Here is a 23,057-nt window from a genome sequence, read left to right on the forward strand (position 1 = left end):
CCATCACGGCGTCTGCAGGGGCTCCCCGTTTGCGCACCGCGGGCAGCGCTCCGGCTCCCAGATCTCGTTCTCGCGGGTCGCGAGGGTCTCCAGTGGCAGACCGAGGGAGTCGGCCACCGCGGTCGGTGTGGTGCCGAGCGTGAGCAGTGCCCCGAGCGCCACCGGCCGGGCGCCGGCCTCCGCGAGCGCCGCGACGGTGGCCCGCACGGCCGACCCGGCGTTGACCACGTCGTCGACCACGGCCACCCGCGCGCCGGGGAGCCGGGCTGCCAGCGCGTCGGGCAGCCGGTAGGTGGCCGCGTAGAGGCCGCCGTCGCCCGCCGACGCGCGCTCGGTGTGGCAGCAGCGGACGCCGAGCCGCGAGGCGACGACATGCGCGAGGAACGCGCCGCCCACCAGCGGGCCACACACGACGTCGGGTCCGTGCGGGCGGATCAGCTCGGCCAGCTGCCGGGCCGCCGGCTCCAACCGCGTGGGCTCCCAGAACAACGCGTCCAGCTCCAGCCACAGCTCCCCGTGGTGGCCGGACTCCAGCGGGAAGTGCCCGGTGCGCGCCGACATCAGGGCGAGCACGGCGTCCTGGGTGTCGGGCGGGTTCGGCATCGCGCTTGCGAGCGTAACCCGGCTGGCCGAGCATGGTCGGGTGCCGCTGTTCGAGGGCTTCACCACCGGGTCGATCGATGTCGGCGAGGCGCAGCTGTACGTGCGCCACGGCGGCGGCGGGCCACCCGTGCTGCTCCTGCACGGCCATCCGCGCACCGGCGCCACCTGGCACCGCGTGGCGCCGCAGCTCGTTGCGGCCGGGCACACCGTCGTGGTGCCGGACCTGCGTGGCTACGGGCGTTCGTCGAAGCCGCCGACCACCCCGGACCACGCGCCGTACTCCAAGCGCGCGATGGCGGGCGACATGGTGCGCCTGATGCGCCGGCTCGGCCACGACCGGTTCGCCCTGGCCGGGCACGACCGCGGCAGCTACGTCGCGCTGCGCCTCGCCCTCGACCACCCGGCGGCGGTCGATCGCCTCGTGCTCCTCGACTGCATCCCGATCTCCGAGCACCTGGCGAGGTGCGACGACCGGTTCGCCGGGTCGTGGTGGCACTGGTTCTTCTTCGCGCAGCCCGAGAAGCCGGAGCGGGCGATCCTCGCCGATCCGGACGCCTGGTACGGCGGCAGCCCACGGCACATCGGGGAGGAGGCGTTCGCGGAGTTCCGCAGCGCGGTCCGGAACCCGGAGACGGTGCGGGCGATGCTCGAGGACTACCGGGCCGGGCTCGGCATCGACCGTGCGCACGAGGAGGCCGACCGGGCCGCCGGGCGGCGCGTGACCTGCCCGCTGCTGGTGCTGTGGTCGCGGCACGACGACCTGGAAGACCTCTACGGCGACCCGCGGGAGATCTGGCGCGGCTGGGCCACCGACCTGCGCGGCGGCGGACCGATCGAGTCCGGCCACCACATGGCCGAGGAGGCGCCGGACGAGCTGGCCGGAGCGCTGCGGACGTTCCTCACCGACGGAGAAGGACCGATCTCAGCACACTCTCACCACCGGGGTGGCCCACCTGCATAGAGTTCTGCCGCATGTGGGGGGCCCGCAGACGCATCATCGCCACACTCGCCCGGCTGCGGCTGGGACGTAGGCGCGGCGGCAGCACGGACGCACTGCTGTCCGTTCTGCCCGACTCGGCCATGGTGCCGCTGCAGCGCGCCGGGCTGGACCCCGTCGCCGAGCTCGGCGACCTGCGCGCCGTCGCGCCGATCAGCCGGATGAAGCTCCCCTTCGGGCTGCGGGCGTGGCTGGTCACCGGGTACGAGGAGACGAAGGCGGTGCTCGCGAACGCCCCCGCGTTCAGCAACGACTTCACCAACCTCGTCGGCACGGTCGGGATCACCGCCGAGCAGAACCCGGGCGGCCTGGGCTTCACCGACCCGCCGGACCACACGCGGCTGCGCAAGCTGCTCACTCCGGAGTTCACTGGGCACCGGCTGCGCAGGCTCGCGCCGCGGATCGAGGCCATCGTCGACGGCCAGCTGGACGAGATGCAGGACCTCGCAGCCGACGGGCAGCGGGTGGACCTCGTCCAGAGCTTCGCGCTGCCGATCCCGTCGCTCACGATCTGCGAGCTGCTCGGCGTGCCCTACTCCGACCGCGCCGAGTTCCAGCGCCTGTCCACCACCCGCTTCGACCTGCTCGGTGGGGTCACCGGTTCGCTCGGCGCGATCTCCGAGTCCATGGAGTACCTGCTCAAGATCGTGCAGAAGCAGCGGGGGGAACCCGGCGACGGGCTGCTCGGCCGCCTCGTGCGCGAGCACGGTGACAACCTGTCCGACCACGAGCTCGCCGGGCTGGCCGACGGCCTGCTCACCGGCGGACTGGAGACCACGGCCAGCATGCTGGCGCTCGGCACCATCGTGCTCATGCAGCACCCGGAGAGCCGCGAGGCGGTGCGGGAGGGCGGGGAGGCGGTCGACCCGTTCGTCGACGAGCTGCTGCGATACCTCACGGTCGTGCAGGTCGCGTTCCCGCGCTTCGCCAGGGAGCGGGTTCGGATCGGTGACGCCACCATCGAGGAGGGCGACATCGTCATCTGCTCGCTCAGCGCGGCCAACCGCGACGGGAACCAGGACGACTTCGACCCGAGCCGTGCCGCCCGGCCGCACCTCGCCTTCGGGCACGGGCTGCACCGGTGCATCGGCGCCGAGCTCGCGCGCATGGAGCTGCGCGCCGCCTACCCCGCGCTCGTCCGCCGCTTCCCCGACATCCGGCTCGGCATGGAGCCGTCCGAGCTGCCGTTCCGGAGGCTGTCGTTCGTCTTCGGGGTCGACACCCTGCCTGTCGAGCTCGGTGTGACGGCTCCGCCCGACGCGTCCTGAACCGCGATCAGCTCGTGACGAGCGCCGCGAAGCGGTCGAGGTCGACGTTCCCGCCGCTCACCAGCACCCCGACCCGCTGCCCGGAGAGCTCGGCGGCGAGCCGGCGGACGGCCGCGAACGCGAGGCAGCCGGTGGGCTCCACGACGATCTTCATCGTCGACGCGAACACGCGCATGGCCGCCACCAGCTCCGCGTCGCTCGCCGTCACGATGTCGTCGACGTCCCGGCGGATGATCTCGAACGGCAGCACGCCGAGGTGCTGGGTCTGGGCGCCGTCGGCGATCGTCACCGGTGTGTCGATGTGCACGATGGAGCCGGCGCGCAACGACCGGAGCCCGTCGTCGCCCGCCTCCGGCTCGACGCCGATGACGCGGCACGAGGGCGCGAGCGCCCGCGCGGCGAGCGCGGAACCCGACAGGAGACCTCCGCCGCCGAGGCAGACGAACAGCGCGTCGAGCTCTCCGACCTGCTCGAACAGTTCCATGGCGGCCGTGCCCTGCCCCGCGATGATGTCCGGGTGGTCGTACGGCGGCACCAGGGTGAGGCCCTTGTCGGCGGCGAGTGCGCGGCCGATCTCCTCGCGGTCCTCGCCGTAGCGGTCGAACCGCACCACCGAGGCGCCGTACCCGAGCGTCGCGGCCACCTTGCTCTCGGGCGCGTCGTCCGGCATGAGGATGGTGGCCGGGATGCCGAGGATGTTCGCGGCCAGCGCGATCCCCTGGGCGTGGTTGCCCGACGAGTAGGTCACGACGCCGGCCCGGCGCTGATCCTCGTCGAACCGCGACAACGCGTTGAACGCGCCGCGGAACTTGAACGCCCCCATGCGCTGGAAGTTCTCGCACTTGAAATGCAGGTGAGCGCCGGTGTCGGCGTCGATCCGGCGTGAGGTCAGCACCGGCGTGCGGTGCGCGTGCCCGCGGATCCGTTCCGCGGCGGCCTGCACGTCGACGAAGGTGGGTGGCGTCGGCATCGTCCTCCTGTCGCGGTTCGGCTCGTCCGATCATGCCCCGCTGGGGAGTCCGGTGCACCGAGGTGCTCACCCGCCGCTCGGCTCGCAGAGCAGATCCCCGGCGCGCACGTGCGGCGCGCCGGGGACCCGACCCCTGATCCGGACCCGCTAGTGCCGGACCGCGCGGCGGCCGTAGATGCCCGCCACGACCGTGACGCCGATGGCGGCCACGACGATCTGCATGATGAGTTCGATCCAGTCGATCCCCCCGGTGTCGGCCACCCCGAACAACCCGGCGATCCAGGTGCCGATGAACGCGGCGACGATGCCGACCAGGATGGTCAGCCAGATCGGGATGTCCTGCTTCCCCGGTGCCACCAGGCGGCCGAGGAATCCGATGATGGCGCCGATGATGATCGCGGTGATGATGCCCGTGACGGTCACCGTTCCTCCTGAGTCCCGCTTCGGGGCCGCTCTTGACGACCCGCTTCGGGCGTGTTCCCGATCGGGCTCCGGTTAATGCAGGAACTTCAGGCCGACGACGCCGCAGACGATCGCGACGAGGCACAACAGCCGCAGCGCCGTGACCGGCTCTCCGAGAACCGCCATCCCGTACAGCGCGGTGCCGACGGCCCCGATCCCGACCCAGATCGCGTAACCGCTCCCCACCGGGATCTCGCGGAGGGCGAAGGCCAGCCCGAGCATGCTCAACACCAGCGCGACCGCGAAGACGAGCGACGGCACGAGCCTGCTGAAGCCCTCCGAGCGGCTCAGGGCCGCCGCCCAGACCGTCTCCAGGACGCCCGACACCACCAGCACGAGCCATGCCATGACACACCTCCGGTGCGCCGTCTTGTCGTGCCGGGTACGACGCCCTCGTCCGGGGGTGCCGCGGTCGCGGGCCCACTCACAGGCTATGACCGTGGACGCCCGCGGGTCCCGCACTGGTGACCGGTCTGACCACAACTCCACCCTCCTCGGCGACAGCGTCTGCGCCCGGCCACCGCCCTGCCCTTTCGGCTGGCCCCGCCCACCGCCGGGCGCCCCGCTCCTCCCGGCCCGTCCTGCCGGTCGTGATCCTCGACGCCGAGCCTGATCGGCCAGGTGACGGGGCCGTCGCGCTTCGCTGCGATCACACCCGTCTCCGGGCGGACGGGACGAACCGGTCGCGCGCGACCGGCACGGATCCTCCAACGGAGGTCGCGCGGCCGGTAGTGGTTTTGCGACGCTGGTGATGCGGCACCGGACCCCCGATCCCGTCCGGTGGCGAGACGCTCCACAACTGACCGTCACAGGTGGGCCCGGGGGACCTCGCCTGTCCGTTGCTCAAGGGGGAGCAGCCGAATGACGTCCATTCTCATATTCGTCGTCGGAGCGGCGATCCTGGTCTACAGCGCCGAGAAGCTGATCACCCACCTGGTCGGCGCGGCCCGTGGCCTGGCGATCTCGCTGTTCCTGCTGGCCATCCTGTTCACCGGGATCGAGTTCGACGACCTCGTCTTCGGTGTGGCGCTCAACCTCGAAGGCCTCGAGGACGTCGCGCTCGGCGTCATCTTCGGAACCGTCATCTCCATGACGGGCCTGGTGCTCGCGATCGCCGCTCTCGTGGCCCCGTCTCGCGTGGAGATCCCCAAGGACTACATCGCCTTGTTCGCGATCTCCCCGCTCGTGCTGATCGTGCCGGCGTTGCTGGGGCAGCTGGGGACCGCGACGGCGATCGTTTTCATCGCGCTGTTCGTCCTGTTCGTCGCCTACGTCGGCTACCGCGAGTCCCGGCGTGCGATGCCGACGTTCCGCAGCACGGAGGTGCTGGAGAGGCTCGACACCCGCGAGCTCGCGGCCGCCGGCGTCGGGAACACCGGGGGAGGCGGTGGCAGCGGTGCCGGCGACCTCTACGAGACCGGCGAGGTGGGCGAGGGGACGTCGAACGACCGGCCCGGGTGGTTGCTCGTCCTGCTGGCGTTCCTCGCGCTGGTCGGTCTCGTCGTGGGCGCCTGGGCCATGACGGAGGGCACCGAGGGCATCCTCGAGGACTTCGCGATCAGCGGCACCGTCTTCGGGGCGACGATCGCGACGCTGGTGCTCTCCGTGGAGGACATCTTCCTGACCGCGGAACCGGCCCGGCGCGGCGCGCCCGCGATCGGCGTCGGCAACGTCATCGGCAGCGTCGTGTTCTCCGTGACCGCGAAGGTCGGCATCATCGCCCTGGCCGGCGGCGCGCTCCTGATCACCCCGGACATCTTCACCTGGCACCTGCCGGCCCTCGTGGTGATCAACGGGTTCGCCGCGTACGCGCTGCTCACCGGCCACCTGCGGCGCTGGCACGGAGCGGCACTGCTGGTCGGCTACATCGCGTACTGGGCCATCAGCTTCTCGGTCTTCGGGCTGGTCCCCGTCGACGACGCCCCGGGCTCCGACGACGACGGCCAACGGCCGGGAATCGAGGCACCGGCCGTCCCCGGTGCACCGGATGACGACTAGGAGCGGCCTGACCAGGTGTGTCCCGTCGACCCGGTGCGTGAAGGGGAAAGGGGGGCGCGAGCCCCTGAAGTAATGTCGGCGAGGGCTGTGCCCAGCGGCGACTCGGCAACACCCTCCATGCGGCTGTGGGTGCACTGATCATGCAGTTCCCGGCGGGGACCACTCCTAGCCGATCGGTCAGGCGTAGCGGGGTCGTGCTCAGCCGCGGATCGCGTCTATCGCGCTGAGCACGGCGAGGACCACGAGGATGGCGGCCGTCACCCGCGTCACCCAGCGCACCGGCACCACCCGTTGCAGGCGGCTGCCCCCGAAGGCCGCGAGCGCGGACACCGCCCACAGTGCGAGCACGGCTCCGATCCCGACGGCGAGCGGGTCGTCGTAGCGCGCGGCGAGCGTGGCGGTGATGATCTGGGTCGGGTCGCCCAGCTCGGAGAGCATGGTCACCCCGAAGGCCGTGGCCACGACCCGCCAGCGCGTCAGCGGAACCTTTCCGAGGTCCGCGTCGTCGTCGTCATCGTCGTCCCCGCGCAGCAGCAGCACCGCACCCACGAGGAAGACGACGGCGAGCGCGATCTCCAGCGGCCGCTCGGGTAGCAGGGCGACGACGCTCCCGGCCGCGATCGCGATACCCACCTGCACGAGGAAGGCGGCGCAGGCGCCCACGAACACCAGGGATGCCGAATACCGGGTCGCCAGGACGAGCGTCACCAGGCCGCTGGTGTCCGCCAGTTCGGCGAGGAAGATTATCCCGAACGTCACGGCGATCACGGTCACGGGGAAGAGCTACTCCGTCCCTGCCCCCGACCACAACCCGCGCCGCACGGATACAGCTCCCCCGGAGCGCCGAAGGGGCATACGGTCGGGCGGCATGAGCCGGGTGGTGTTCATGTGCGGACCCGCGGGTGCCGGGAAGTCGACCCATGCGCGTCGGCTGGAGCGCGCGGGCATGGTCCGGCTGTCGTTCGACGTGGAGCTCTGGAAGCGTGGCCTCCCGGGGATGTCCGACGAGGTCCGGAACGAGATCGAGGCGGACCTGCGCGCTCGGCTCCTGGAACTCATCGCCGCCGGGCAGGACGTCGTACTGGACTTCTCGTTCTGGTCACGTCGGATGCGTGACGACTACCGGCGGCTGCTGGAACCCGCCGGCATCGTTCCCGAGACCGTCTACCTGGCGACCGACCGGGAGACCGTTCTGGCGCGGATCCGAGCCAGGCGCGGGAGCCACCCGGACGACTTCACGCTCTCCGAAGTGGTCGCCGCGCGGTACTTCGACCACTTCGAGGTGCCGTCCGCCGACGAGGGACCCCTGACGGTGATCCACGGGAACGGCGCCCCCGATCGAAGGATGACGCCCCCCGGGTCCTGAGCTAGAGCGCGAGCATCGCCGCGGCGACCTCATCGGCGGCCGTGTCCGGGATCGCGGTCGAGGTCCGTTCGAGCACGAGCAGCCGCGCGCCGGGAATCTCGCGCGCCAGCGCCGCACCGTTGCCGACCGGGAAGAACGGGTCGCGGCGACCGTGCACCACGAGCGCCGGTACCGCGAGCCCGGGCAGGCGCTCGCGCCAGCGCGGCTTGCAGTCGAGCCTGGAGAAGACCATGCCCAACTGGTTGGCCATCTGGACCTCGGGCTCCGTGCTCGGCGTCCGGTCGAAGACGCGTTCGGCGGTCGCGCGTGCCGCTGCGGGGTCGTCGCCGAGGACCTCCGCGCCGGCGGCCGCGAAATCCGCCACGGCGGCGCGGTCGGACCAGTCGGGCATCGGGAGCGCGAACCGCCGCTTCATCGCCGCCGCGTCGTGGTCGGGCAGGTCGTCGTCGACCCGGCCCGGCGCGACGGGCCGGGTCCCGGCGAGGGTCAGCGCCGAGAACGTGTCCGGGTGGTCGAGCGCGGCGACCTGGGCGACCATCCCGCCGACGCCGATACCCGCCAGGTGCGCGGGCCGGTCGTCGAGTCCGCGGGCGAGCGCGGCGGCGTCGGCGGCGAGGTCGCGCAGCGTGTACGCCGGTGCCGTGGGGTCGACCGTCGTCGACGCGCCGGAGTCGCGCAGGTCGTAGCGCACGACGTGGCGTCCGCCGCGCGCGAGCGCCGCGCACAGCGCGTCCGGCCAGGACAGCATGGTCGTGCCGCCCGCGAGCAGCACGAGGGGCGCCGCCGCGTCGCCGAAGTGCTCGACCCCGAGCGTGACGCCGCCGGGCGCGCGGAACGACTGCACCGCGGAGCTCACGGGTGCAACCGCGCCGTCACCTTGATCTCCGCCACCCCGGTCAGGGCGCGGGAGATCGCGCAGCCCGCCTCGGCCGCCTCGGCGTGTGCCTGGAGGGCGGCCGCGTCGACGCCGTCCGCGTCGACGGTGGTGTCGAGCTCGACGAGGTCGATGGTCGGCACCCCGTCGACGGGGCGCAGGCGGACCCGGGCGCTGGTGGAGACACTGCGGGGAACCATGCCGGCCTGCGTGAGCACGTACGTCAGCGACATCGAGAAGCAGCCTGCGTGCGCGGCGGCGAGCAGCTCCTCCGGGTTCGTGCTGCCCACGGCGTCGTCGGTGAAGCGGGAGCGGAAGCTGAAGTCGGCTTCCCAGCGCTTCGGACCGACGGCCAGGCGGCCGCTACCGTCCTGCAGGTCGCCGGTCCAGGTCGCGCTTCCGATGCGTGCAGCCATGGCTCAGATCCTCTCGTGGTTCGGTCCGATTGTGATGACGACCTTCCCGAGGGCGGTCCCGCCGAGGTAGTGGCGGAACGCCTCGGGCGCGTCGTCGAAGGGGAAGACCCGGTCGAGGACCGGCCGGATCCGGTGCGTGCCCATCGCCCGGACGAGCGCGACGAGCTGGGCCCGGCTGCCGACCGCGACCGGTCGCAGTGTCGCGCCCGTCGTGAAGATCGCATACGGGTCGAGGGACGCCGCCGGGCGTCCGCCGACGAAGCCGACCACTGCGATCTCGCCCCCGAGCGCGGCGGCGGCCAGCGACGAATCCAGGGTGCCCGCCACCTCGACGACGAGATCGGCGCCGCGCCCACCCGTCGCAGCGCGGACCGAGGCCGGCCAGTCCGGTGTGTCGCGGTAGTTCAGCACCACGTCCGCGCCCAGCTCCCGGAGCAGACCCGCACGTGCGTCGTTCCCGGTCGTGGCGATCACCCGCGCGCCCATCGCCGTGGCCAGCTGGACCGCGAACAGCGACACACCGCCCGTCCCGAGGGTCAGCACGGTGTCCCCGCGGCGTATCCCGCGCCCGCCGGTGAGCGCGTTCCAGGCGGTGAGGCCGGCGACCGGCAGGGTGGCCGCCTCCGCGTCGGTGAGGTCGGCGGGGTCGTCCGGGATCTCGACGAGCGCGGTGGCGGGCAGCACGACGTGCTCGGCGAGCATCCCGTCGAGCGAGCCACCTATCTGGTCGACGACGTCGAGGGAGAACGGACCGTCCTGCCAGCGCGGGAACGCCGCGACGACGACCCGCGCCCCCACGGGCGGGCCGGCGATGTCCGGTCCGGTCGCCACGACGACGCCGACGCCCTCGGCGAGCGGGATCCCACCGTCCCGGACCGGGAGCACGTACCGGCCTTCCAGGATCATCGCCTCCCGGTAGCCCAGCGACGCCGCCCGCACCTCGACGAGGACCTCTCCGGGCCCGGGAACGGGGAGTTCGGAGACGTCGAGGCGGAGGCCGTCGAGGCCGGATCCCGCGTCGAGCCGGTAACTGCGCATGCCGCGAGCCTCGCCCGCCGCAGGTACGGCCGCCCATTACCTCCTGGGTGCAGCGCCGCCCCGGCCCTATCCTGGAGCGATGGGCGGCGCAGGTGAGGTGCTGCGGTTCTGGCGGCAGCGCCGCGGCATCAGCCAGCTGGAGCTCGCCACCGCCACCGGCGTCTCCACCAAGCACCTCAGCTTCGTGGAGAACGGACGCGCCCGTCCCAGCCGGCAGCTCCTCGTCCACCTCGGCGACGCCCTGGAAATGCCCCTGCGCGAGCGGGACCGGCTGCTGCTCGCCGGCGGCTACGCGCCCCCGCAGGGCGCGCCCGGTCCCCGGGACCGGGCGATGCGCCCGCTGCGGCAGGCGCTCGACGCGCTGCTCGCCGCCCACGAGCCGCACCCGGCGATCGTCGTCGACGCCCGCTGGGACCTCGTGGTCGCCAACGCCGCCGCCGACCTGCTGTGGGACGGCGTCGACCCCGGCTGCTGACACCGCCGGTCAACATGCTGCGGCTGTCCACCCACCCCGAGGGACTGCCGCGGATCTCCACCGCCACCCCCGTCTGCAGCCGGTCGTTGATCACCCGGTTGCGCCGGCGGGCCGAGGAGGACGCCGACGACACGCTCCTCGACCTCGTGCTCGAATCCGAAGAGCACCTCGCCGCCGCGGCCGGCCGCCCGCCGCCCCGATGGACCGGCGACGGCGTCATGGCCGGCTTCGAGCTCAAGACCCGCCTCGGCGTGGTCGGCCTCCAGACCGTGATCGCCACGCTCGGCGCCCCCCTGGACGTCGGCCCCGCCGACCTCGCCCTCGAGACGTTCCTCCCCGCCGACGAGGACAGCGCCGCCCTGCTCCGCGAGCTCGCGGCCACCCGGCCCGAAACCGTGCCGCTGACCGGGAAAAAGCGACCAGACGCATGAACGCCCCGCGGGCGCTCGCGCACCCCGGGGCGTTCTCGCTGCTCTCAGCGGCGGAGGATGCGGGATTCGAACCCGCGAGGGCGTGAACCCAACACGCTTTCCAAGCGTGCGCCATAGGCCACTAGGCGAATCCTCCGCGTCGAAGCATAGCCGGGCCGCCCACCGCCCCCACGACCCCACTCCACTACACTCGACCCCGGACCCCGCGCGGCGTCCATCCTGTGAACTCCCCCAGGGCCGGAAGGCAGCAAGGGTCAACGGGCTCTGGCGGGTGCGCGGGGTCCCCTTCGCGAGTGGGCGAGGTGTGCTCGCGCTTCGCGCTTCGCCCACCTCGCTCATCGTGTCTTCTGGGGGCCAAGCCCCCAGACCCCCTGCCGGAGGGGCTTCGCCCCCCGGACCCCCCACCGTGGTTGCGTTGGTCCGTCGGCGCGCTCTCCAGCGCTCACGCACCAACCGTGGTGGTCACGCACCAACTGTGGCTCTCACGCACCAACTGCAGTTCGTGTGTCGGCGCCAAGGTTGGTGTGTGAGCCGGCCAGCGGCCACCCGGGCGTCGACGCGTCCCGATTCGGGCGGCGCGCGTTCCGCTGGTCCGTCGGCTCGCCCCCTCTCGCTCGCACACCAACCGTGGTGCTGACGCACGAACTGCAGTTCGTGTGTCGGCGTCACTGTTGGTGTGCGAGTGCGGGCTTGCCCGGTCAGCCGGGTGTCGGTGGCGGTGGGTAGCCTCGCGGCCGTGGCGCTGGCTCTGTACCGCAAGTACCGCCCGGCGAAGTTCGCCGAGGTGGTCGGGCAGGAGCACGTCACCGAGCCGCTGAGCACCGCGCTGGCCTCGGGCCGCATCAACCACGCGTACCTGTTCTCCGGACCGCGGGGATGTGGCAAGACGTCCTCGGCCCGCATCCTGGCCCGCTCGCTCAACTGCGAGCAGGGCCCCACCCCCGAGCCGTGCGGCGTCTGCGCGTCCTGCGTCTCCCTCGCGCCGGGCGGGCCGGGCAACATCGACGTCACGGAGCTGGACGCGGCGTCGCACGGCGGTGTCGACGACACCCGCGAGCTGCGCGACCGCGCGTTCTTCGCGCCCGCCGAGTCGCGGTACCGGGTGTTCATCGTCGACGAGGCCCACATGATCACCACGCAGGGCTTCAACGCCCTGCTCAAGATCGTCGAGGAGCCGCCGGAGCACCTCGTGTTCGTGTTCGCCACCACCGAACCGGACAAGGTGCTGCCCACCATCCGCTCCCGCACCCACCACTACCCGTTCCGGCTCATCCCGCCCGGCACGCTGCGGAAGCTGCTGGAGCAGATCTGCGCGGAGGAGGGGGCGGTCGTGGCGCCGCCGGTCTACCCGCTCGTGCTGCGCGCCGGTGGCGGGTCGGCGCGCGACACCCTCTCGGTGCTCGACCAGCTGCTCGCCGGAGCCGGTCCCGAGGGCGTCACGTACGAGCGTGCGGTCGCGCTGCTCGGCGTCACCGACGTCGCCCTGATCGACGACATGGTCGATGCGCTCGCCGCGGGGGATCGCGCCACGGTGTTCGAGGCCGTCGACCGGCTCGTCGAGGCGGGTCACGACCCCCGCCGGTTCGCCGCCGACCTGTTGCAGCGGCTCCGCGACCTCGTACTGCTGCAGGCGGTGCCGGAGGCCGCCGAGCGCGGGCTGGTCGAGGCGGCCGCCGACGAGATCGCGCGCATGGCCGAGCAGGCCGGGAAGATCGGCGTCTCCACTCTCACCCGGTACGGCGAGATCGTCCACGCCGGGCTCACCGAGATGCGCGGCGCCACCGCTCCACGGCTGCTGCTGGAGCTGCTCTGCGCACGGATGCTGCTCCCCGCGGCCACCACCGCCGAGCCGGGGCTTCTGGAGCGGCTCGAACGACTGGAGCGACGCAGCGCCATCGCCTCGGCCCCGCCCGGGTCGGGCGACGAGGAAGCCGCAGATGGGCGGCGCACGTTCCGCCGGCCGAGCGAGGCCCCGGCGGCAGCTCCCGCCGCCGGCACCGCACCGGACGCGGAGCCCCCGGGCCCGCCGGCGCGGGCGGACGGCGCCCGACCCCGAGCCACGCAGCCGCCCCCCGAGCGGCCCGCCGCCCCGCCGCCCGCGGCTCCGCCTCCTCGTGCGCAGCCCCCCGAGCCCCGGCCCCCCGAAGCTCAGTCGCCCGAAGCTCAGCAGCCCGAGCCTCAGCCATCCGAACCCCAGCCATCCGAACCCCAGCAGTCCGAGCGCCAGGAGTCCGAAGGTCAGCGGTCCGAGCCTCAGCGGTCCGGGCCCCAGCCGTCCGTGCCTGGACCGCTCGAGCCCCAGCAGGCTGCGCCGCAGCCGGCCGCTGCGGAGCGGCCCGCCTCGCCTCCGGAGCCCGCGGAGCCGGCTGTGGCGGATCCCGGTGGCACGCTGGACGCCGCGGCCGTCCGGCGCGTGTGGTCGGAGGTGCTCGCCGCGGCCCGCTCGCAGAGCCGCAGCATCGAGGCGATGCTGGTCAACGCCACCGTGCGGGCCGTGCAGGGCGACACCCTCGTGCTCGGCATCGGTGCGCCCTCGCTGGCCCGCCGCCTCTCCGAGTCGCGCAACGCCGACGTCGTCTCCGCCGCGCTGCACACGGTGCTCGGGGTGCGCTGGCAGGTGCGCTGCGAATCGGGCGATGCCCCGGCGCCCGCCGCCCCGCTCGCCGGTGGTCGTGGCGGCGCCCCGCGGCGCTCCGAGCCGCCGGCGCGCGCGCAGCAGGCGCCCCCGCCAGCGCGCGCTCCCCGGCCGCCCCCGGCCCGCCGGTCGCCGGCCCCCGACGACGGAGTGCCGTTGCCTCCGGAGCCCCCGGACGACGAAGCCCCCCCGGACGACGACGAGGAGGCGATGCTCGCCGAGGCCGCCGTCCCGGCGAGCGACGGCCAGCGCCGTGACCCCGAGGAAGCCGCCATCGAGCTGCTCACCACCCAGCTGGGAGCGCGGGCGATCGATCGTCGGTAGCGGGTCAGCCCTTCACGTCGAGGAAGGCCAGCACCCCGTCCACGATCGCGGCCGCGTACCGGTCGCGCCCCTCGGGGGAGGACACCACGGCGGCCTCGTCCGGGTTGCGCATGTTCGCGCATTCCACGAGTGCCGTCGGGTGGGTGGCGTGGTTCAGCCCGGCGAGGTCGTCGCGCGCCGAGAGCCCGTCGCGGCCGATGTAGTCCGAGTCCGGGAAACCGCTGGACCGAAGGGCGTCCCGCAGGGCCGTGGCGAGCTCCCGCGCCGGCCCGGCCTGCACGGGGTTCAACGGCGGGTCGGAGTAGGCCACGTGGAACCCGGCGGCGCTGCGAGCGGCCCCGTCGGCGTGGATCGAGACCACTGCCGCGGCGCCCGCCGCCGCACCGGCGTGGCCGCGCTCGTCCACGCACGGGCCCACGCCGTCGTCGTCCGGGCGGGTCAGCACGACGCGGACACCGGCCGCCTCCAGCCGCGTCGTCACCCGCTGGGCCACGTCGAAGGCGAAGGCGTGTTCCGGGTAGCCGGCATCGGTGGAGGTACCGGTGGTGTTGCACGCCTTCTCCCCGCCGCGACCGTCGGACACCAGGCGGCGGATCGCGGCCGGCTCGGCGGCGTTGCGGCCGTTGTGGCCCGGATCGAGCACCACCACGGGCGGTGCCGGCGGCGCGGACGGCGCGGCCACCGCGTCCCGGTTGGCGGGCTGGGCGGCCGCTCCCGAGCAGGCGCCGGTGGTCAGGACCGCCGCCGCGACGAGCAGGATCCATCGGGAGGTGCGCACGCGGTCAGCCTGCCAGCCACCCGGATCGTGGATGGCTTAGCCTGGCAGGGGAGCCGGCCGTGCCGGCACAGGCACGATGTGCGAGGAGATCGCTGGTGCAACCGGGTCAGCCCGACATGCAGATGATCCTGCAGCAGGCGCAGCAGATGCAGCAGCAGCTGATGGCCGCGCAGGCCGAGTTGGCGTCCGCGGAGGTGGTCGGCCAGGCGGGCAACGGGCTGGTGCAGGTCACCACCACCGGCGCGGGTGAGGTGCGGTCCGTGCGGATCGACCCGCAGGTGGTCGACCCCGACGACATCGAGACGCTGCAGGATCTCGTCGTCGGCGCCCTGCAGGACGCCGCGCGAGCGGCCCAGGAGCTGCAGGCGGAGAAGATGGGGCCCCTCGCGGGTGGCCTCGGTGGTGCCGCGGGCGGTCTCGGCCTGCCCGGCCTCGACGCGTAGCGCTCTCCCGCCGTGTTCGAGGGACCGGTCCAGGATCTGATCGACGAGCTCGGCCGGCTGCCGGGTGTGGGGCCGAAGAGTGCCCAGCGGATCGCCTTCCACCTGCTCGCGGCCGATCCCGCGGACGTCGGGCGGCTCCAGGACGCGCTGCAGAAGGTCAAGGAGGGCGTCCGCTTCTGCGAGGTGTGCGGCAACGTGTCCGAGCGGGAGCGGTGCCGCTACTGCGCCGACGCGCGCCGGGACCCCACGCTGGTGTGCGTCGTGGAGGAGCCGAAGGATGTGCTCGCCGTGGAGCGCACCCGTGAGTTCCGGGGGCGTTACCACGTGCTCGGCGGCGCGCTCGACCCGCTGGCCGGGGTGGGCCCCGACGCGCTGCGGATCCGGGAGTTGCTCGCTCGGCTCGGCGGCACCGGTCCGGCCGCCGACGAGACCGAGATCGCCGAGGTGATCATCGCGACCGACCCGAACACCGAGGGCGAGGCCACCGCGACCTACCTCGTCCGGTTGCTGCGCGACTTCCCCGGCCTCACGGTCACGCGGCTCGCGTCCGGGCTCCCGATGGGCGGCGACCTCGAGTTCGCCGACGAGCTGACCCTCGGTCGCGCCCTGTCCGGCCGGCGTGCCCTGAACTAGCGTCCCCCGCTACATCGGGTCGTGCAGCTTGCCCCGGTCCCGGAGCAGCCGGCAGGCGGGGCATCCCTCCGACTCGGCGGCCCGGAGCAGTTCCCGCTCCCATTCGCCGAGCTGCCGGCGATGGCGGGCGATCCTGTTCCACGCTTCCCGCTGTGCTCGCGCGTCCGCGTTGCCGATGAGCACGGCCAGCAGGACCAGTGCGACGACTCCTCCGATGGCGATGAACGCGATCCCGGTCATCGTTGCCTCCTCGGGCGGTGACCTACTGCCGAGTGTGGAGCGCGCCCCGTCGCCATGCAAGTGCACAGCGGGATTGCTCACAGGATGTGCACAAAGCGTGTCGTGTTCTGCATGACAGTGATGGCCATCGCGATACGGCTGGAGTACTCTCATCCGTCACGCACACTCGCTGGTCGACGGTGGGCGCGTCAGCAGCTCAGGCCCGACCCGAAGGGGTAACGGCATGGCCACCAGCCCTGTCCTGTCCCGTCGCACCCTCGGCACCGAGCTCAGGCGCCTGCGGGAAGCGGCCGGGGTGGCGGTCAGCCGGGCAGCGGAAGAGCTCGACTGCTCGGTCTCCAAGATCAGCCGCATCGAGACCGGACTGTCCACCCCCCGCCGTCCGGAGATCGACACCCTGCTGCGCCTGTACGAGGCGCCGAGCGCCCGCGAGGAGCTGGTGCAGCTGGCGGGCGAGGGCAAGCAGGCCGCGTGGTACGACTCGTACGGCGACCTGCTCGCGCCCGGGTCCACCCTGCACCGCTTCATCGGCCTCGAAGCCGGGGCGTCCAAGCTCCGCCAGTTCTCCTCGGGTGCCGTGCCGGGTCTGCTGCAGACCGAGCGCTACGCCCGGGCCGTCGTCACGGCGTCGCAGCCCGCGGTCTCCGGAGAGGCGCTGGCGACGATGATCCGGATGCGGCTGGACCGCAAGAGCGTCCTGCAGCGGGAGCCCGACCCCCTGCGGGTCGCGGCGCTCGTCGACGAGTCCGTGTTGCGGCGCCCCGCCCACGGGCCGGGCGTGATGCGCGAGCAGGTCCGGTCCCTGGCCCGCATCGTCGAGGAGGGTCCGTCCCCGATCGAGCTGCGGGTGCTCCCGTTCTCCGTCGGGTTGCACGGGCTGCTCGGCGGCGGGTTCCAGATCCTCTCGTTCGATCACGGCGAAGGTGATGTCATCTTCTTCGAGGGGCAGGACGGGGGCGGCCTCCAGGAGAAGGCCGACATCGTTCGGTCCCACTCCGACCGCCTCGACACGGCCTGGAAGCAGGCCCTCGAGGGTCGCGAGCTGCTGAGCTTCCTGCGGGAGGTCGCCGACACGTACGACGAGTAGGCCTTCGATCGCAGTCCTCGCCCGCCGGCGCCCGTGCATCGGCGAGCCGGTGGATCACGGCCTGCCGCTGTACGATCACTCGATCGTGCAGCGGAGGGGTGGACCGTTGAGTGGTGCGGGGCGCGAGCTCGAGTTCGTGGGGCGGGAATTCTGTGCCGTCGGTGACTGTCTGGAGGCCGCGCGCCTCGCCGACGGTCGCGTCGCGTTGCGCAGCACCCTCACCCCGGACGCGCCGCCCTGGCTGGTCACGGCGGGTGAATGGGCCCAGTTCCTCCGGACGGTGAAGGACGGCGGCTTCGACGCCGTCTGACGGCGCGCCCGCGTAGGGCGGCCGGAGGCCTCCGCTATCCTCGGTTCCAGCTCGTGCAATTGCACACGTGGATTTCGACGAGCGGCGGACCGGATGCCCACTGCGCAAGGACCTGCGGGTCCGCGACGACGCCTCGGGGCCGAGTTGCGCCAGCTGCGCCGTCGGGCCGACCTCCAGCTGGTCGAGGCCGCCCGCGAGTTGGACTGCTCCGCGTCGAAGATCAGCCGTCTCGAGAACGGCAAGGGCATCCCGCGGATGCCTGATGTCGTCGCGTTGATGCGCCTGTACGGCGTCGGCGACGACGAGCAGCGCGACCGGCTCCGGAAGCTGGTGCACGAGAGTCGCGAGCAGGGGTGGTGGGAGCGCTACACCGACGGCGTGCAGGCGGAGCGGTTCGTCATGAACGCCCCGGCTCGGTACGCCGCGTTGGAGACGGAAGCGGTGCGGGTGCGCTCGTTCGAGATGGCCTGGGTGCACGGTCTGCTGCAAGCCCCCGAGTACACCCGTGCGGTGCTGGATGCGCTGCTGTCGGAGCGCACGGGGAGCGAGGTGGACCGGCTCGTCGAGCTGCGCCTGCGCCGGCAGGAGGCGCTCACCCGGACGTCGCCGCTCCGGCTCGAAGTGGTGCTGGACGAGTCCGTGCTGAGTCGCGTGGTGGGCTCTCCGGAGGTGATGGCCGCGCAGCTGCGCCACCTCCGGGAGCGTTCGGCCCTGCCGAACGTCACCGTGCGGGTGCTCCCCTTCTCGGTCGGCTTGCACCGGGCGCACGCAGGGCCGTTCCAGATCCTCGAGTTCCCCGACGCGGTCGGGGCGGATGTCGTGTTCATCGAGGGCCCTTCGGGGGATACCTACGAACACGAGTCCGATGTGGACCTGTATAAAGACGTCCTCGCAGACGTGTCGGACCGGGCACTGGACCCGGACGCCTCGCGGGAGATCGTCCGTCGATACGAGCTCCAGCACGCTCCCCCCGGAGGAAGACCGAGATGACCCAGCACCTGGCGGCAGAGTTCAGGACCAGCAGCTTCTGCTCCGGAGGCGACTGCGTGGAGGTGGGGATGCGCCGCGGTGGTGTGGTGGCGGTGCGCGACACCAAGGACCGCAGCCGTGAGCTGAGGTTCAGCTCGGAGGAATGGGCGGCGTTCGTGGCCGAGATCAAGTACGGCGCGTTCGGCGCGCGCTAGCGGGGTCCGACGAACGACCCGGTTCGGCCGGGGCCGCCGCCCGACCTGGAGCGGCCCCGGCGGCCGCGCGATCACTCCCCGGGATCGCGCCGCCTAGTCGTCGTCCCACGACTCGTCGTCGTAGGGCTGAGGACCGGCGTAGGCGTCGAGGCCGCCGTGCGGCTGCGGCCGCGTGGCCTCCCACTGCGCGCGCCGCTCCGCCGCGATCCGTCGCCAGCTGGATGCCTGTGCGGCCTCCACGATGCCGACCACGATCGCGACCAGGACGAGAAGACCGAAGCCTGCGACGATCAGAATGATCATGGCGACGATCCGCTCCGGTCGGCGGCTCCGACTCCGGTGTGCTTTCCCAGTGACATCAGTGGGCTCCTTCCCGTGCGCTGCTCTCGCCGGCGGGTTTGCCGGACGGCGTGGGTCCCGGTCGCTCCGGGACGGGCGGTTCCTGGGTTGCAGGAGCTCCGCGATGAGTGCAGAACGGCGGAGGCGGGTACCGGAGTGTTCGTCACGGCGGCCTCCTCTCGGGATGACCCGGCCTGCTCCCGCGGCGTCGGGGAAGGTCGGCCGGATACTTAGATTGCCGTACGCAAGGTCCTCCTGCAATTGCAAGGCGCGGCCTCTGTGGACATTCACCCGACTGCACCAGCCGGCAGGACACGTCCACGGGCGGAAGGATGCCGGGGGCCACCGACAATCCGCGGCACGCCCGAAGCCGCTCGGACCACGCCCGGCGTCACCCGATCGTTAGAGGCCGTAGCGGAACCGTGACTCGGCGACCTACCGATCGGTATTCGATCGCACTAGTTTCCAGCGGGTCTCCTACGAAGAGGTGTTGCCCGCATGAGATCAGCTGCCAGACGATTCGCGGCCGTGTGCGCGGCCGGCGCGCTTGCCGTCACCCTCGCCGCGTGCGCCGAGTCCCAGCGTGACTCCGGCGCGGAGCAGGGTGGTGCCGGCGGCACCGGGGGCACGATGGTGTTCGGAGCGGCCGGTGCGCCGCGCAGCTTCGACCCGCTGTTCGCCCAGGACGGGGAGACGTTCCGGGTGTCGCGGCAGATGTACGACACGCTGATCACGTACAAGCAGGGCACCTCCGAGCTCACGCCCGGGCTCGCCACCAAGTGGGAGTCCAACCCGGACGGCACCGAGTGGACGTTCACCCTCCGCGAGGGGGTGAAGTTCCACGACGGCACCGACTTCAACGCCGAGGCGGTCTGCTTCAACTTCAACCGCTGGTTCAACCTGCCCACGGCGGCGGCGCAGAGCCAGGCGATCTACTACTACGAGACGTTCGGCGGCTACTCGAACAACCTCACCGACGCCGCGAAGGACCCGGTCTACAACTCCTGTCAGGCGCCCGACCCGGCCACGGCCGTCGTCAAGCTGAACCGGGCCAAGGGTGCGTTCCCGGCGGCGTTCGGCCTCACCTCGCTGTCGATCTCCAGCCCGGCCGCGCTCCAGCAGTACAACGGCGACGAGGTCACGCAGAGCGGGGAGTCGTTCACCTACAGCTCGTACGCCATGGAGCACCCGACGGGCACCGGCCCGTTCCGCTTCGAGAGCTACGACCGGACGAACCAGACGATCACGCTGGTGCGCAACGACCAGTACTGGGGCGAGCCCGCCAAGCTCGACAAGCTCATCTTCCGCGTGATCCCGGACGAGAACGCGCGCAAGCAGGAGCTGCAGGCCGGCACGATCGACGGCTTCGACTACCCGTCGGCGGCCGACTGGCCGTCGTTGAAGGACGCGGGTTTCCAGGTCCTCGTCCGGCCGGTGTTCAACATCCTCTACCTCGGCATCAACACGAAGAACAACCCGGCGCTGGGGGACGTCCGGGTCCGGCAGGCGATCGCGTACGCGCTCGACCGCGAGTCGCTGGTGCGCAACCAGATGCCGGAAGGCGCGGTCGTGGCCACGCAGTTCATCCCGGACACGGTGTCCGGGTACAACCCGGAGATCCAGGCGATCCCGTACGACCCGGACAAGGCGCGGGCACTGCTCGCCGAGGCGGGGGCGTCGAACCTGACGCTCAACTTCTACTACCCGACCGAGGTCAGCCGGCCCTACATGCCCAACCCCACCAACATCTTCACGGCGCTCGCCGAGAACCTGCGCCAGGTCGGCATCACCGTGAACCCGGTCGCGCGGCCGTGGAACGGCGGTTACCTCGACGACGTGCAGGTCAACGGCGTGCAGGACCTGCACCTGCTGGGCTGGACGGGTGACTACAACGACGCCGGCAACTTCCTGGGGAGCTTCTTCGGCTCACCGGGCCCGGAGTTCGGGCTCACCCTCCCCAAGGACTCGGCGATCATCGACGGCATCACCAACGCGGACGCGACCGTGGGCGACGAGGCGCACGCCGCCGCGTACCGGGAAGTCAACAAGGTCATCATGGATCAGCTGCCGGGCGTGCCGCTCTCCAGCTCGCCCCCTGCGATCGTGGTGAGGGAAGGCGTGAGCGGGCTGATCCCCTCGCCCCTCACCGATGAGCGGTTCCTCACGGTCAGCGTCGACTGAGAGGGGCTCCGAGTGGCACCGCCCTGAGGGGCGGTGCCACTCTCGGCGTGGTTCGACGGAGGGGGGGCGATGCTGCGCTTCGTGGTGCGCCGACTGCTGCAGGTGATCCCGACACTCCTGCTGCTGTCGATCGTGGTGTTCGCGTGGCTGCGGTCGTTGCCCGGGGGGCCGGCGTCGGCGTTCCTCGGCGACCGCGCGACTCCCGAGACCATCGCCGAGCTGAACCGCGTGATGGGCCTCGACCAGCCGATCTGGGTGCAGTACGGCCGGTTCCTCGGCCGGGTCGCCACGGGCGACTTCGGAACGTCGTCGATCACCGGTCAGCCCGTCCTCGACGAGATCGGCCGGGCGTTGCCGGCCACGATCGAGCTGTCGGTGGCCGCACTGGTGATCGCGATCGGGCTCGGGATCCCGCTCGGTTACCTCGCCGCGAGCTACCGCGGCCGGCCGCTCGACGTGTTCACGGTGATCGGCACGCTCATCGGCGTGGCCGTGCCGGTGTTCTTCCTCGGCTACGTGCTGAAGGACGTCTTCGCCGTCGACCTCGGCTGGTTCCCGCCGTCGGGCCGCCAGTCCGTGGCGGTCGACGCCACCAAGGTCACCGGCTTCGCGGTGCTCGACGGGGCCCTCACGCGCGAGTTCGACGCGAGCCTCGACGCGCTGCACCACCTCGTGCTACCGGCGCTCGCGCTGGCCACCATCCCGCTCGCGGTGATCGTGCGGATCACCCGGGCGTCCGTGCTCGACGTGCTCGGGTCCGACTTCGTCCGGACGGCGAACTCGAAGGGCCTCGCGCCCGGCACCGTCCGTGGCCGGCACGTGCTGCGCAATGCGCTGCTGCCGGTCTCCACGACGATCGGGCTGCAGGTCGGGTTGTTGCTCGCCGGGGCCGTGCTCACCGAGCGGGTGTTCGTGTGGGGCGGTGTGGGCACGCTGCTCGCCGACGCGATCACCCTCCGGGACTACCCGCGGTTGCAGGCCGTGCTGATGCTCGGCGCACTGATCTACGTGCTGGTCAACCTGCTGGTCGACCTCTCGTACGCGATCATCGACCCCCGGGTGCGGCTGTCATGACGGCAACGTGGCTCGAACGCCGTCGCGGCCGCATCGACGACATCGCAGGTGGACGCAGTCTCAGCGCCGAGGCGTTCCGGCGGCTCCGCCGGGAACCGGCCGCGATCATCGGGGCCATCATCATCGGGGTATTCGTGGTGGTGGCCGCGTTCGCGCCCGTGTTCGCCCCGCACAGCGCCACCGAGGCGTTCCCGCAGCTGCAGGAGAACCTCAGGCCGGGGATGATCCCCGGCCCCCAGGAGGGGTTCCCGCTCGGCAGTGACCAACTCGGGCGCGACTTCCTGTCCCGGATGATCCTCGCCTCCCAACAGACGCTGCTCGTCGGCGTGCTGGCCACGCTCATCGGCCTGACGTTCGGCATCGTGATCGGCACGCTGGCCGGTGCGTTCGGCGGCTGGGTGGACACCCTGCTGATGCGGGTCACGGACGTGCTGCTGGCGATCCCGAGCCTGCTGCTCGCGATCTCGGTGGCCGCGCTGGCGGCGAGCCCGTCGCAGACCACGGTGATCATCGCGGTCTCGGTCGTGAGCGTGCCGATCTTCGCGCGGCTGCTGCGCGGGTCGATGCTCGCCCAGCGCCACAGCGACCACGTCGTGGCGGCCACCGCACTGGGCGTCAAGCGGCCCGCCGTGGTGTTGCGGCACATGCTGCCGAACGCGATCGGCCCGGTGATCGTGCAGGCGACGCTCACGCTCGCCACCGCGATCCTGGACGCGGCGGCGCTGTCCTTCCTCGGCCTCGGCGACGCCGACCCCGGACGCGCCGAGTGGGGGCTCATGCTCGCCCAGGCCCAGACCTACCTCGACGTGCGGCCCGCGCTCGCGATCTACCCGGCGCTCGCGATCATCCTGGTCGCGCTGGGGTTCACGCTGCTCGGTGAGTCGCTGCGCGAGGCGATCGACCCGAAGGGGCGCCGATGACGGCCGCGCAC

At 72.3% G+C, this 23,057-nt stretch carries 27 protein-coding genes, 1 tRNA gene, 1 other RNA gene and 1 riboswitch; of the genes, 17 read left to right on the forward strand and 12 right to left on the reverse strand.

Annotated features, from left to right (window positions below):
- Nucleotides 1–3: 3 nt before the first annotated feature.
- The gene (locus tag ACU436_RS20225; protein ID WP_459027481.1) at nucleotides 4–603 is read right to left on the reverse strand and encodes a phosphoribosyltransferase family protein; all 600 of its coding nucleotides are present in this window, start codon (nucleotides 601–603) and stop codon (nucleotides 4–6) included.
- A gap of 46 nt (nucleotides 604–649) precedes the next feature.
- On the opposite strand from ACU436_RS20225, the gene ACU436_RS20230 reads away from it, so the two are divergent.
- Nucleotides 650–1,564: an alpha/beta fold hydrolase gene (locus ACU436_RS20230; RefSeq protein ID WP_459028165.1), complete on the forward strand. Its 915-nt coding sequence runs from the start codon at nucleotides 650–652 to the stop codon at nucleotides 1,562–1,564.
- Between the two features lie 11 nt (nucleotides 1,565–1,575).
- Complete coding sequence (locus tag ACU436_RS20235; RefSeq protein ID WP_459027483.1) at nucleotides 1,576–2,868, forward strand: cytochrome P450; 1,293 nt, start codon at nucleotides 1,576–1,578, stop codon at nucleotides 2,866–2,868.
- A gap of 7 nt (nucleotides 2,869–2,875) precedes the next feature.
- Here ACU436_RS20235 and ACU436_RS20240 read toward each other — a convergent pair whose 3' ends face one another.
- From ACU436_RS20240 to ACU436_RS20250, 3 genes are all read right to left on the reverse strand, one after another.
- Nucleotides 2,876–3,838 (reverse strand): threo-3-hydroxy-L-aspartate ammonia-lyase, encoded by a 963-nt coding sequence (locus ACU436_RS20240; RefSeq protein WP_459027485.1) that lies wholly within the window; start codon nucleotides 3,836–3,838, stop codon nucleotides 2,876–2,878.
- Nucleotides 3,839–3,985: 147 nt separating this feature from the next.
- Entirely contained in the window at nucleotides 3,986–4,261 is a 276-nt protein-coding gene (locus tag ACU436_RS20245) for a GlsB/YeaQ/YmgE family stress response membrane protein (RefSeq protein ID WP_459027487.1), read from the reverse strand.
- Between the two features lie 72 nt (nucleotides 4,262–4,333).
- Complete coding sequence (locus tag ACU436_RS20250; RefSeq protein WP_459027489.1) at nucleotides 4,334–4,648, reverse strand: DMT family transporter; 315 nt, start codon at nucleotides 4,646–4,648, stop codon at nucleotides 4,334–4,336.
- Nucleotides 4,649–4,659: 11 nt separating this feature from the next.
- Nucleotides 4,660–4,725, reverse strand: a riboswitch (guanidine-III (ykkC-III) riboswitch).
- Between the two features lie 436 nt (nucleotides 4,726–5,161).
- Here ACU436_RS20250 and ACU436_RS20255 point away from each other — a divergent pair.
- Nucleotides 5,162–6,298 (forward strand): sodium:calcium antiporter, encoded by a 1,137-nt coding sequence (locus ACU436_RS20255; protein ID WP_459027491.1) that lies wholly within the window; start codon nucleotides 5,162–5,164, stop codon nucleotides 6,296–6,298.
- 198 nt (nucleotides 6,299–6,496) lie between these two features.
- Here ACU436_RS20255 and ACU436_RS20260 read toward each other — a convergent pair whose 3' ends face one another.
- Nucleotides 6,497–7,057, reverse strand: coding sequence for a TMEM165/GDT1 family protein (locus tag ACU436_RS20260; protein ID WP_459027493.1), 561 nt, complete (start codon nucleotides 7,055–7,057; stop codon nucleotides 6,497–6,499).
- Between the two features lie 109 nt (nucleotides 7,058–7,166).
- Between ACU436_RS20260 and ACU436_RS20265 the strand changes: the two genes are divergently transcribed.
- Nucleotides 7,167–7,664, forward strand: coding sequence for an AAA family ATPase (locus ACU436_RS20265; RefSeq protein ID WP_459027495.1), 498 nt, complete (start codon nucleotides 7,167–7,169; stop codon nucleotides 7,662–7,664).
- 1 nt (nucleotide 7,665) lies between these two features.
- On the opposite strand, the gene ACU436_RS20270 is transcribed toward ACU436_RS20265, so the two are convergent.
- From ACU436_RS20270 to ACU436_RS20280, 3 genes are read right to left on the reverse strand one after another with little or no spacing between them, the layout of a single operon-like run.
- Entirely contained in the window at nucleotides 7,666–8,520 is an 855-nt protein-coding gene (locus ACU436_RS20270) for an alpha/beta fold hydrolase (protein ID WP_459027497.1), read from the reverse strand.
- A complete protein-coding gene (locus ACU436_RS20275) occupies nucleotides 8,517–8,954 on the reverse strand; it encodes an OsmC family peroxiredoxin (RefSeq protein WP_459027499.1) in 438 nt (145 codons plus the stop codon). Before ACU436_RS20275 ends, ACU436_RS20270 begins: the two co-directional genes overlap by 4 nt.
- A gap of 3 nt (nucleotides 8,955–8,957) precedes the next feature.
- On the reverse strand, nucleotides 8,958–9,992 hold the full coding sequence (locus ACU436_RS20280) for a zinc-dependent alcohol dehydrogenase family protein (protein ID WP_459027501.1): 1,035 nt from the start codon (nucleotides 9,990–9,992) through the stop codon (nucleotides 8,958–8,960).
- A gap of 79 nt (nucleotides 9,993–10,071) precedes the next feature.
- Between ACU436_RS20280 and ACU436_RS20285 the strand changes: the two genes are divergently transcribed.
- On the forward strand, nucleotides 10,072–10,467 hold the full coding sequence (locus tag ACU436_RS20285) for a helix-turn-helix domain-containing protein (protein WP_459027503.1): 396 nt from the start codon (nucleotides 10,072–10,074) through the stop codon (nucleotides 10,465–10,467).
- A 14-nt stretch (nucleotides 10,468–10,481) separates the two neighbouring features.
- Complete coding sequence (locus ACU436_RS20290) at nucleotides 10,482–10,898, forward strand: MmyB family transcriptional regulator (protein ID WP_459027505.1); 417 nt, start codon at nucleotides 10,482–10,484, stop codon at nucleotides 10,896–10,898.
- Nucleotides 10,899–10,949: 51 nt separating this feature from the next.
- Here ACU436_RS20290 and ACU436_RS20295 read toward each other — a convergent pair.
- Nucleotides 10,950–11,034: transfer RNA gene (locus ACU436_RS20295), tRNA-Ser, on the reverse strand.
- Nucleotides 11,035–11,093: 59 nt separating this feature from the next.
- Between ACU436_RS20295 and ffs the strand changes: the two genes are divergently transcribed.
- Together ffs and ACU436_RS20305 are read left to right on the forward strand one after the other, a co-directional pair.
- An RNA gene (ffs, locus tag ACU436_RS20300) (signal recognition particle sRNA small type) lies at nucleotides 11,094–11,188 on the forward strand.
- A gap of 446 nt (nucleotides 11,189–11,634) precedes the next feature.
- Nucleotides 11,635–13,857 (forward strand): DNA polymerase III subunit gamma and tau, encoded by a 2,223-nt coding sequence (locus tag ACU436_RS20305; RefSeq protein WP_459027507.1) that lies wholly within the window; start codon nucleotides 11,635–11,637, stop codon nucleotides 13,855–13,857.
- 4 nt (nucleotides 13,858–13,861) lie between these two features.
- Here ACU436_RS20305 and ACU436_RS20310 read toward each other — a convergent pair whose 3' ends face one another.
- Complete coding sequence (locus tag ACU436_RS20310; RefSeq protein WP_459027509.1) at nucleotides 13,862–14,635, reverse strand: N-acetylmuramoyl-L-alanine amidase; 774 nt, start codon at nucleotides 14,633–14,635, stop codon at nucleotides 13,862–13,864.
- Nucleotides 14,636–14,730: 95 nt separating this feature from the next.
- Between ACU436_RS20310 and ACU436_RS20315 the strand changes: the two genes are divergently transcribed.
- Together ACU436_RS20315 and recR are read left to right on the forward strand one after the other, a co-directional pair.
- Entirely contained in the window at nucleotides 14,731–15,078 is a 348-nt protein-coding gene (locus tag ACU436_RS20315) for a YbaB/EbfC family nucleoid-associated protein (protein WP_459027511.1), read from the forward strand.
- 12 nt (nucleotides 15,079–15,090) lie between these two features.
- Nucleotides 15,091–15,711: a recombination mediator RecR gene (recR, locus tag ACU436_RS20320; protein WP_459027513.1), complete on the forward strand. Its 621-nt coding sequence runs from the start codon at nucleotides 15,091–15,093 to the stop codon at nucleotides 15,709–15,711.
- A gap of 9 nt (nucleotides 15,712–15,720) precedes the next feature.
- Here recR and ACU436_RS20325 read toward each other — a convergent pair whose 3' ends face one another.
- Entirely contained in the window at nucleotides 15,721–15,951 is a 231-nt protein-coding gene (locus ACU436_RS20325) for a hypothetical protein (protein WP_459027515.1), read from the reverse strand.
- Nucleotides 15,952–16,174: 223 nt separating this feature from the next.
- On the opposite strand from ACU436_RS20325, the gene ACU436_RS20330 reads away from it, so the two are divergent.
- From ACU436_RS20330 to ACU436_RS20345, 4 genes are all read left to right on the forward strand, one after another.
- Nucleotides 16,175–17,038 carry a helix-turn-helix domain-containing protein gene (locus tag ACU436_RS20330; protein WP_459027517.1) on the forward strand — a complete coding sequence of 288 codons (864 nt, stop codon included), beginning with the start codon at nucleotides 16,175–16,177 and terminating at the stop codon, nucleotides 17,036–17,038.
- A gap of 106 nt (nucleotides 17,039–17,144) precedes the next feature.
- The gene (locus tag ACU436_RS20335; protein WP_459027519.1) at nucleotides 17,145–17,348 is read left to right on the forward strand and encodes a DUF397 domain-containing protein; all 204 of its coding nucleotides are present in this window, start codon (nucleotides 17,145–17,147) and stop codon (nucleotides 17,346–17,348) included.
- Nucleotides 17,349–17,441: 93 nt separating this feature from the next.
- The gene (locus ACU436_RS20340) at nucleotides 17,442–18,338 is read left to right on the forward strand and encodes a helix-turn-helix domain-containing protein (RefSeq protein WP_459027521.1); all 897 of its coding nucleotides are present in this window, start codon (nucleotides 17,442–17,444) and stop codon (nucleotides 18,336–18,338) included.
- Nucleotides 18,335–18,532: a DUF397 domain-containing protein gene (locus ACU436_RS20345; RefSeq protein WP_459027523.1), complete on the forward strand. Its 198-nt coding sequence runs from the start codon at nucleotides 18,335–18,337 to the stop codon at nucleotides 18,530–18,532. The genes ACU436_RS20340 and ACU436_RS20345 overlap by 4 nt, the downstream gene beginning before the upstream one ends.
- A gap of 93 nt (nucleotides 18,533–18,625) precedes the next feature.
- Here ACU436_RS20345 and ACU436_RS20350 read toward each other — a convergent pair whose 3' ends face one another.
- On the reverse strand, nucleotides 18,626–18,835 hold the full coding sequence (locus ACU436_RS20350) for a hypothetical protein (RefSeq protein WP_459027525.1): 210 nt from the start codon (nucleotides 18,833–18,835) through the stop codon (nucleotides 18,626–18,628).
- Between the two features lie 534 nt (nucleotides 18,836–19,369).
- On the opposite strand from ACU436_RS20350, the gene ACU436_RS20355 reads away from it, so the two are divergent.
- The 3 genes from ACU436_RS20355 to ACU436_RS20365 all read left to right on the forward strand — a co-directional run bounded on the left by ACU436_RS20355 (nucleotide 19,370) and on the right by ACU436_RS20365 (nucleotide 23,046).
- Entirely contained in the window at nucleotides 19,370–21,052 is a 1,683-nt protein-coding gene (locus ACU436_RS20355) for an ABC transporter substrate-binding protein (protein ID WP_459027527.1), read from the forward strand.
- A 69-nt stretch (nucleotides 21,053–21,121) separates the two neighbouring features.
- A complete protein-coding gene (locus ACU436_RS20360) occupies nucleotides 21,122–22,126 on the forward strand; it encodes an ABC transporter permease (protein WP_459027529.1) in 1,005 nt (334 codons plus the stop codon).
- Nucleotides 22,123–23,046, forward strand: coding sequence for an ABC transporter permease (locus ACU436_RS20365; protein ID WP_459027531.1), 924 nt, complete (start codon nucleotides 22,123–22,125; stop codon nucleotides 23,044–23,046). Before ACU436_RS20360 ends, ACU436_RS20365 begins: the two co-directional genes overlap by 4 nt.
- Nucleotides 23,047–23,057 lie beyond the last annotated feature (11 nt).

The sequence above is a fragment of the Pseudonocardia wallangbongensis genome (assembly GCF_054486945.1).

Bases quoted from the DNA above. Each gene is read 5' to 3' on its own strand.
- ACU436_RS20225 (WP_459027481.1), bottom strand. From the start codon at position 603: ATGCCGAACCCGCCCGACACCCAGGACGCCGTGCTCGCCCTGATGTCG.
- ACU436_RS20235 (WP_459027483.1), top strand. From the start codon at position 1,576: ATGTGGGGGGCCCGCAGACGCATCATCGCCACACTCGCCCGGCTGCGG.
- ACU436_RS20240 (WP_459027485.1), bottom strand. From the start codon at position 3,838: ATGCCGACGCCACCCACCTTCGTCGACGTGCAGGCCGCCGCGGAACGG.
- ACU436_RS20250 (WP_459027489.1), bottom strand. From the start codon at position 4,648: ATGGCATGGCTCGTGCTGGTGGTGTCGGGCGTCCTGGAGACGGTCTGG.
- ACU436_RS20255 (WP_459027491.1), top strand. From the start codon at position 5,162: ATGACGTCCATTCTCATATTCGTCGTCGGAGCGGCGATCCTGGTCTAC.
- ACU436_RS20265 (WP_459027495.1), top strand. From the start codon at position 7,167: ATGAGCCGGGTGGTGTTCATGTGCGGACCCGCGGGTGCCGGGAAGTCG.
- ACU436_RS20275 (WP_459027499.1), bottom strand. From the start codon at position 8,954: ATGGCTGCACGCATCGGAAGCGCGACCTGGACCGGCGACCTGCAGGAC.
- ACU436_RS20280 (WP_459027501.1), bottom strand. From the start codon at position 9,992: ATGCGCAGTTACCGGCTCGACGCGGGATCCGGCCTCGACGGCCTCCGC.
- ACU436_RS20285 (WP_459027503.1), top strand. From the start codon at position 10,072: ATGGGCGGCGCAGGTGAGGTGCTGCGGTTCTGGCGGCAGCGCCGCGGC.
- ACU436_RS20290 (WP_459027505.1), top strand. From the start codon at position 10,482: ATGCTGCGGCTGTCCACCCACCCCGAGGGACTGCCGCGGATCTCCACC.
- ACU436_RS20325 (WP_459027515.1), bottom strand. From the start codon at position 15,951: ATGACCGGGATCGCGTTCATCGCCATCGGAGGAGTCGTCGCACTGGTC.
- ACU436_RS20330 (WP_459027517.1), top strand. From the start codon at position 16,175: ATGGCCACCAGCCCTGTCCTGTCCCGTCGCACCCTCGGCACCGAGCTC.
- ACU436_RS20340 (WP_459027521.1), top strand. From the start codon at position 17,442: ATGCCCACTGCGCAAGGACCTGCGGGTCCGCGACGACGCCTCGGGGCC.
- ACU436_RS20345 (WP_459027523.1), top strand. From the start codon at position 18,335: ATGACCCAGCACCTGGCGGCAGAGTTCAGGACCAGCAGCTTCTGCTCC.
- ACU436_RS20350 (WP_459027525.1), bottom strand. From the start codon at position 18,835: ATGATCATTCTGATCGTCGCAGGCTTCGGTCTTCTCGTCCTGGTCGCG.
- ACU436_RS20355 (WP_459027527.1), top strand. From the start codon at position 19,370: ATGAGATCAGCTGCCAGACGATTCGCGGCCGTGTGCGCGGCCGGCGCG.
- ACU436_RS20360 (WP_459027529.1), top strand. From the start codon at position 21,122: ATGCTGCGCTTCGTGGTGCGCCGACTGCTGCAGGTGATCCCGACACTC.
- ACU436_RS20365 (WP_459027531.1), top strand. From the start codon at position 22,123: ATGACGGCAACGTGGCTCGAACGCCGTCGCGGCCGCATCGACGACATC.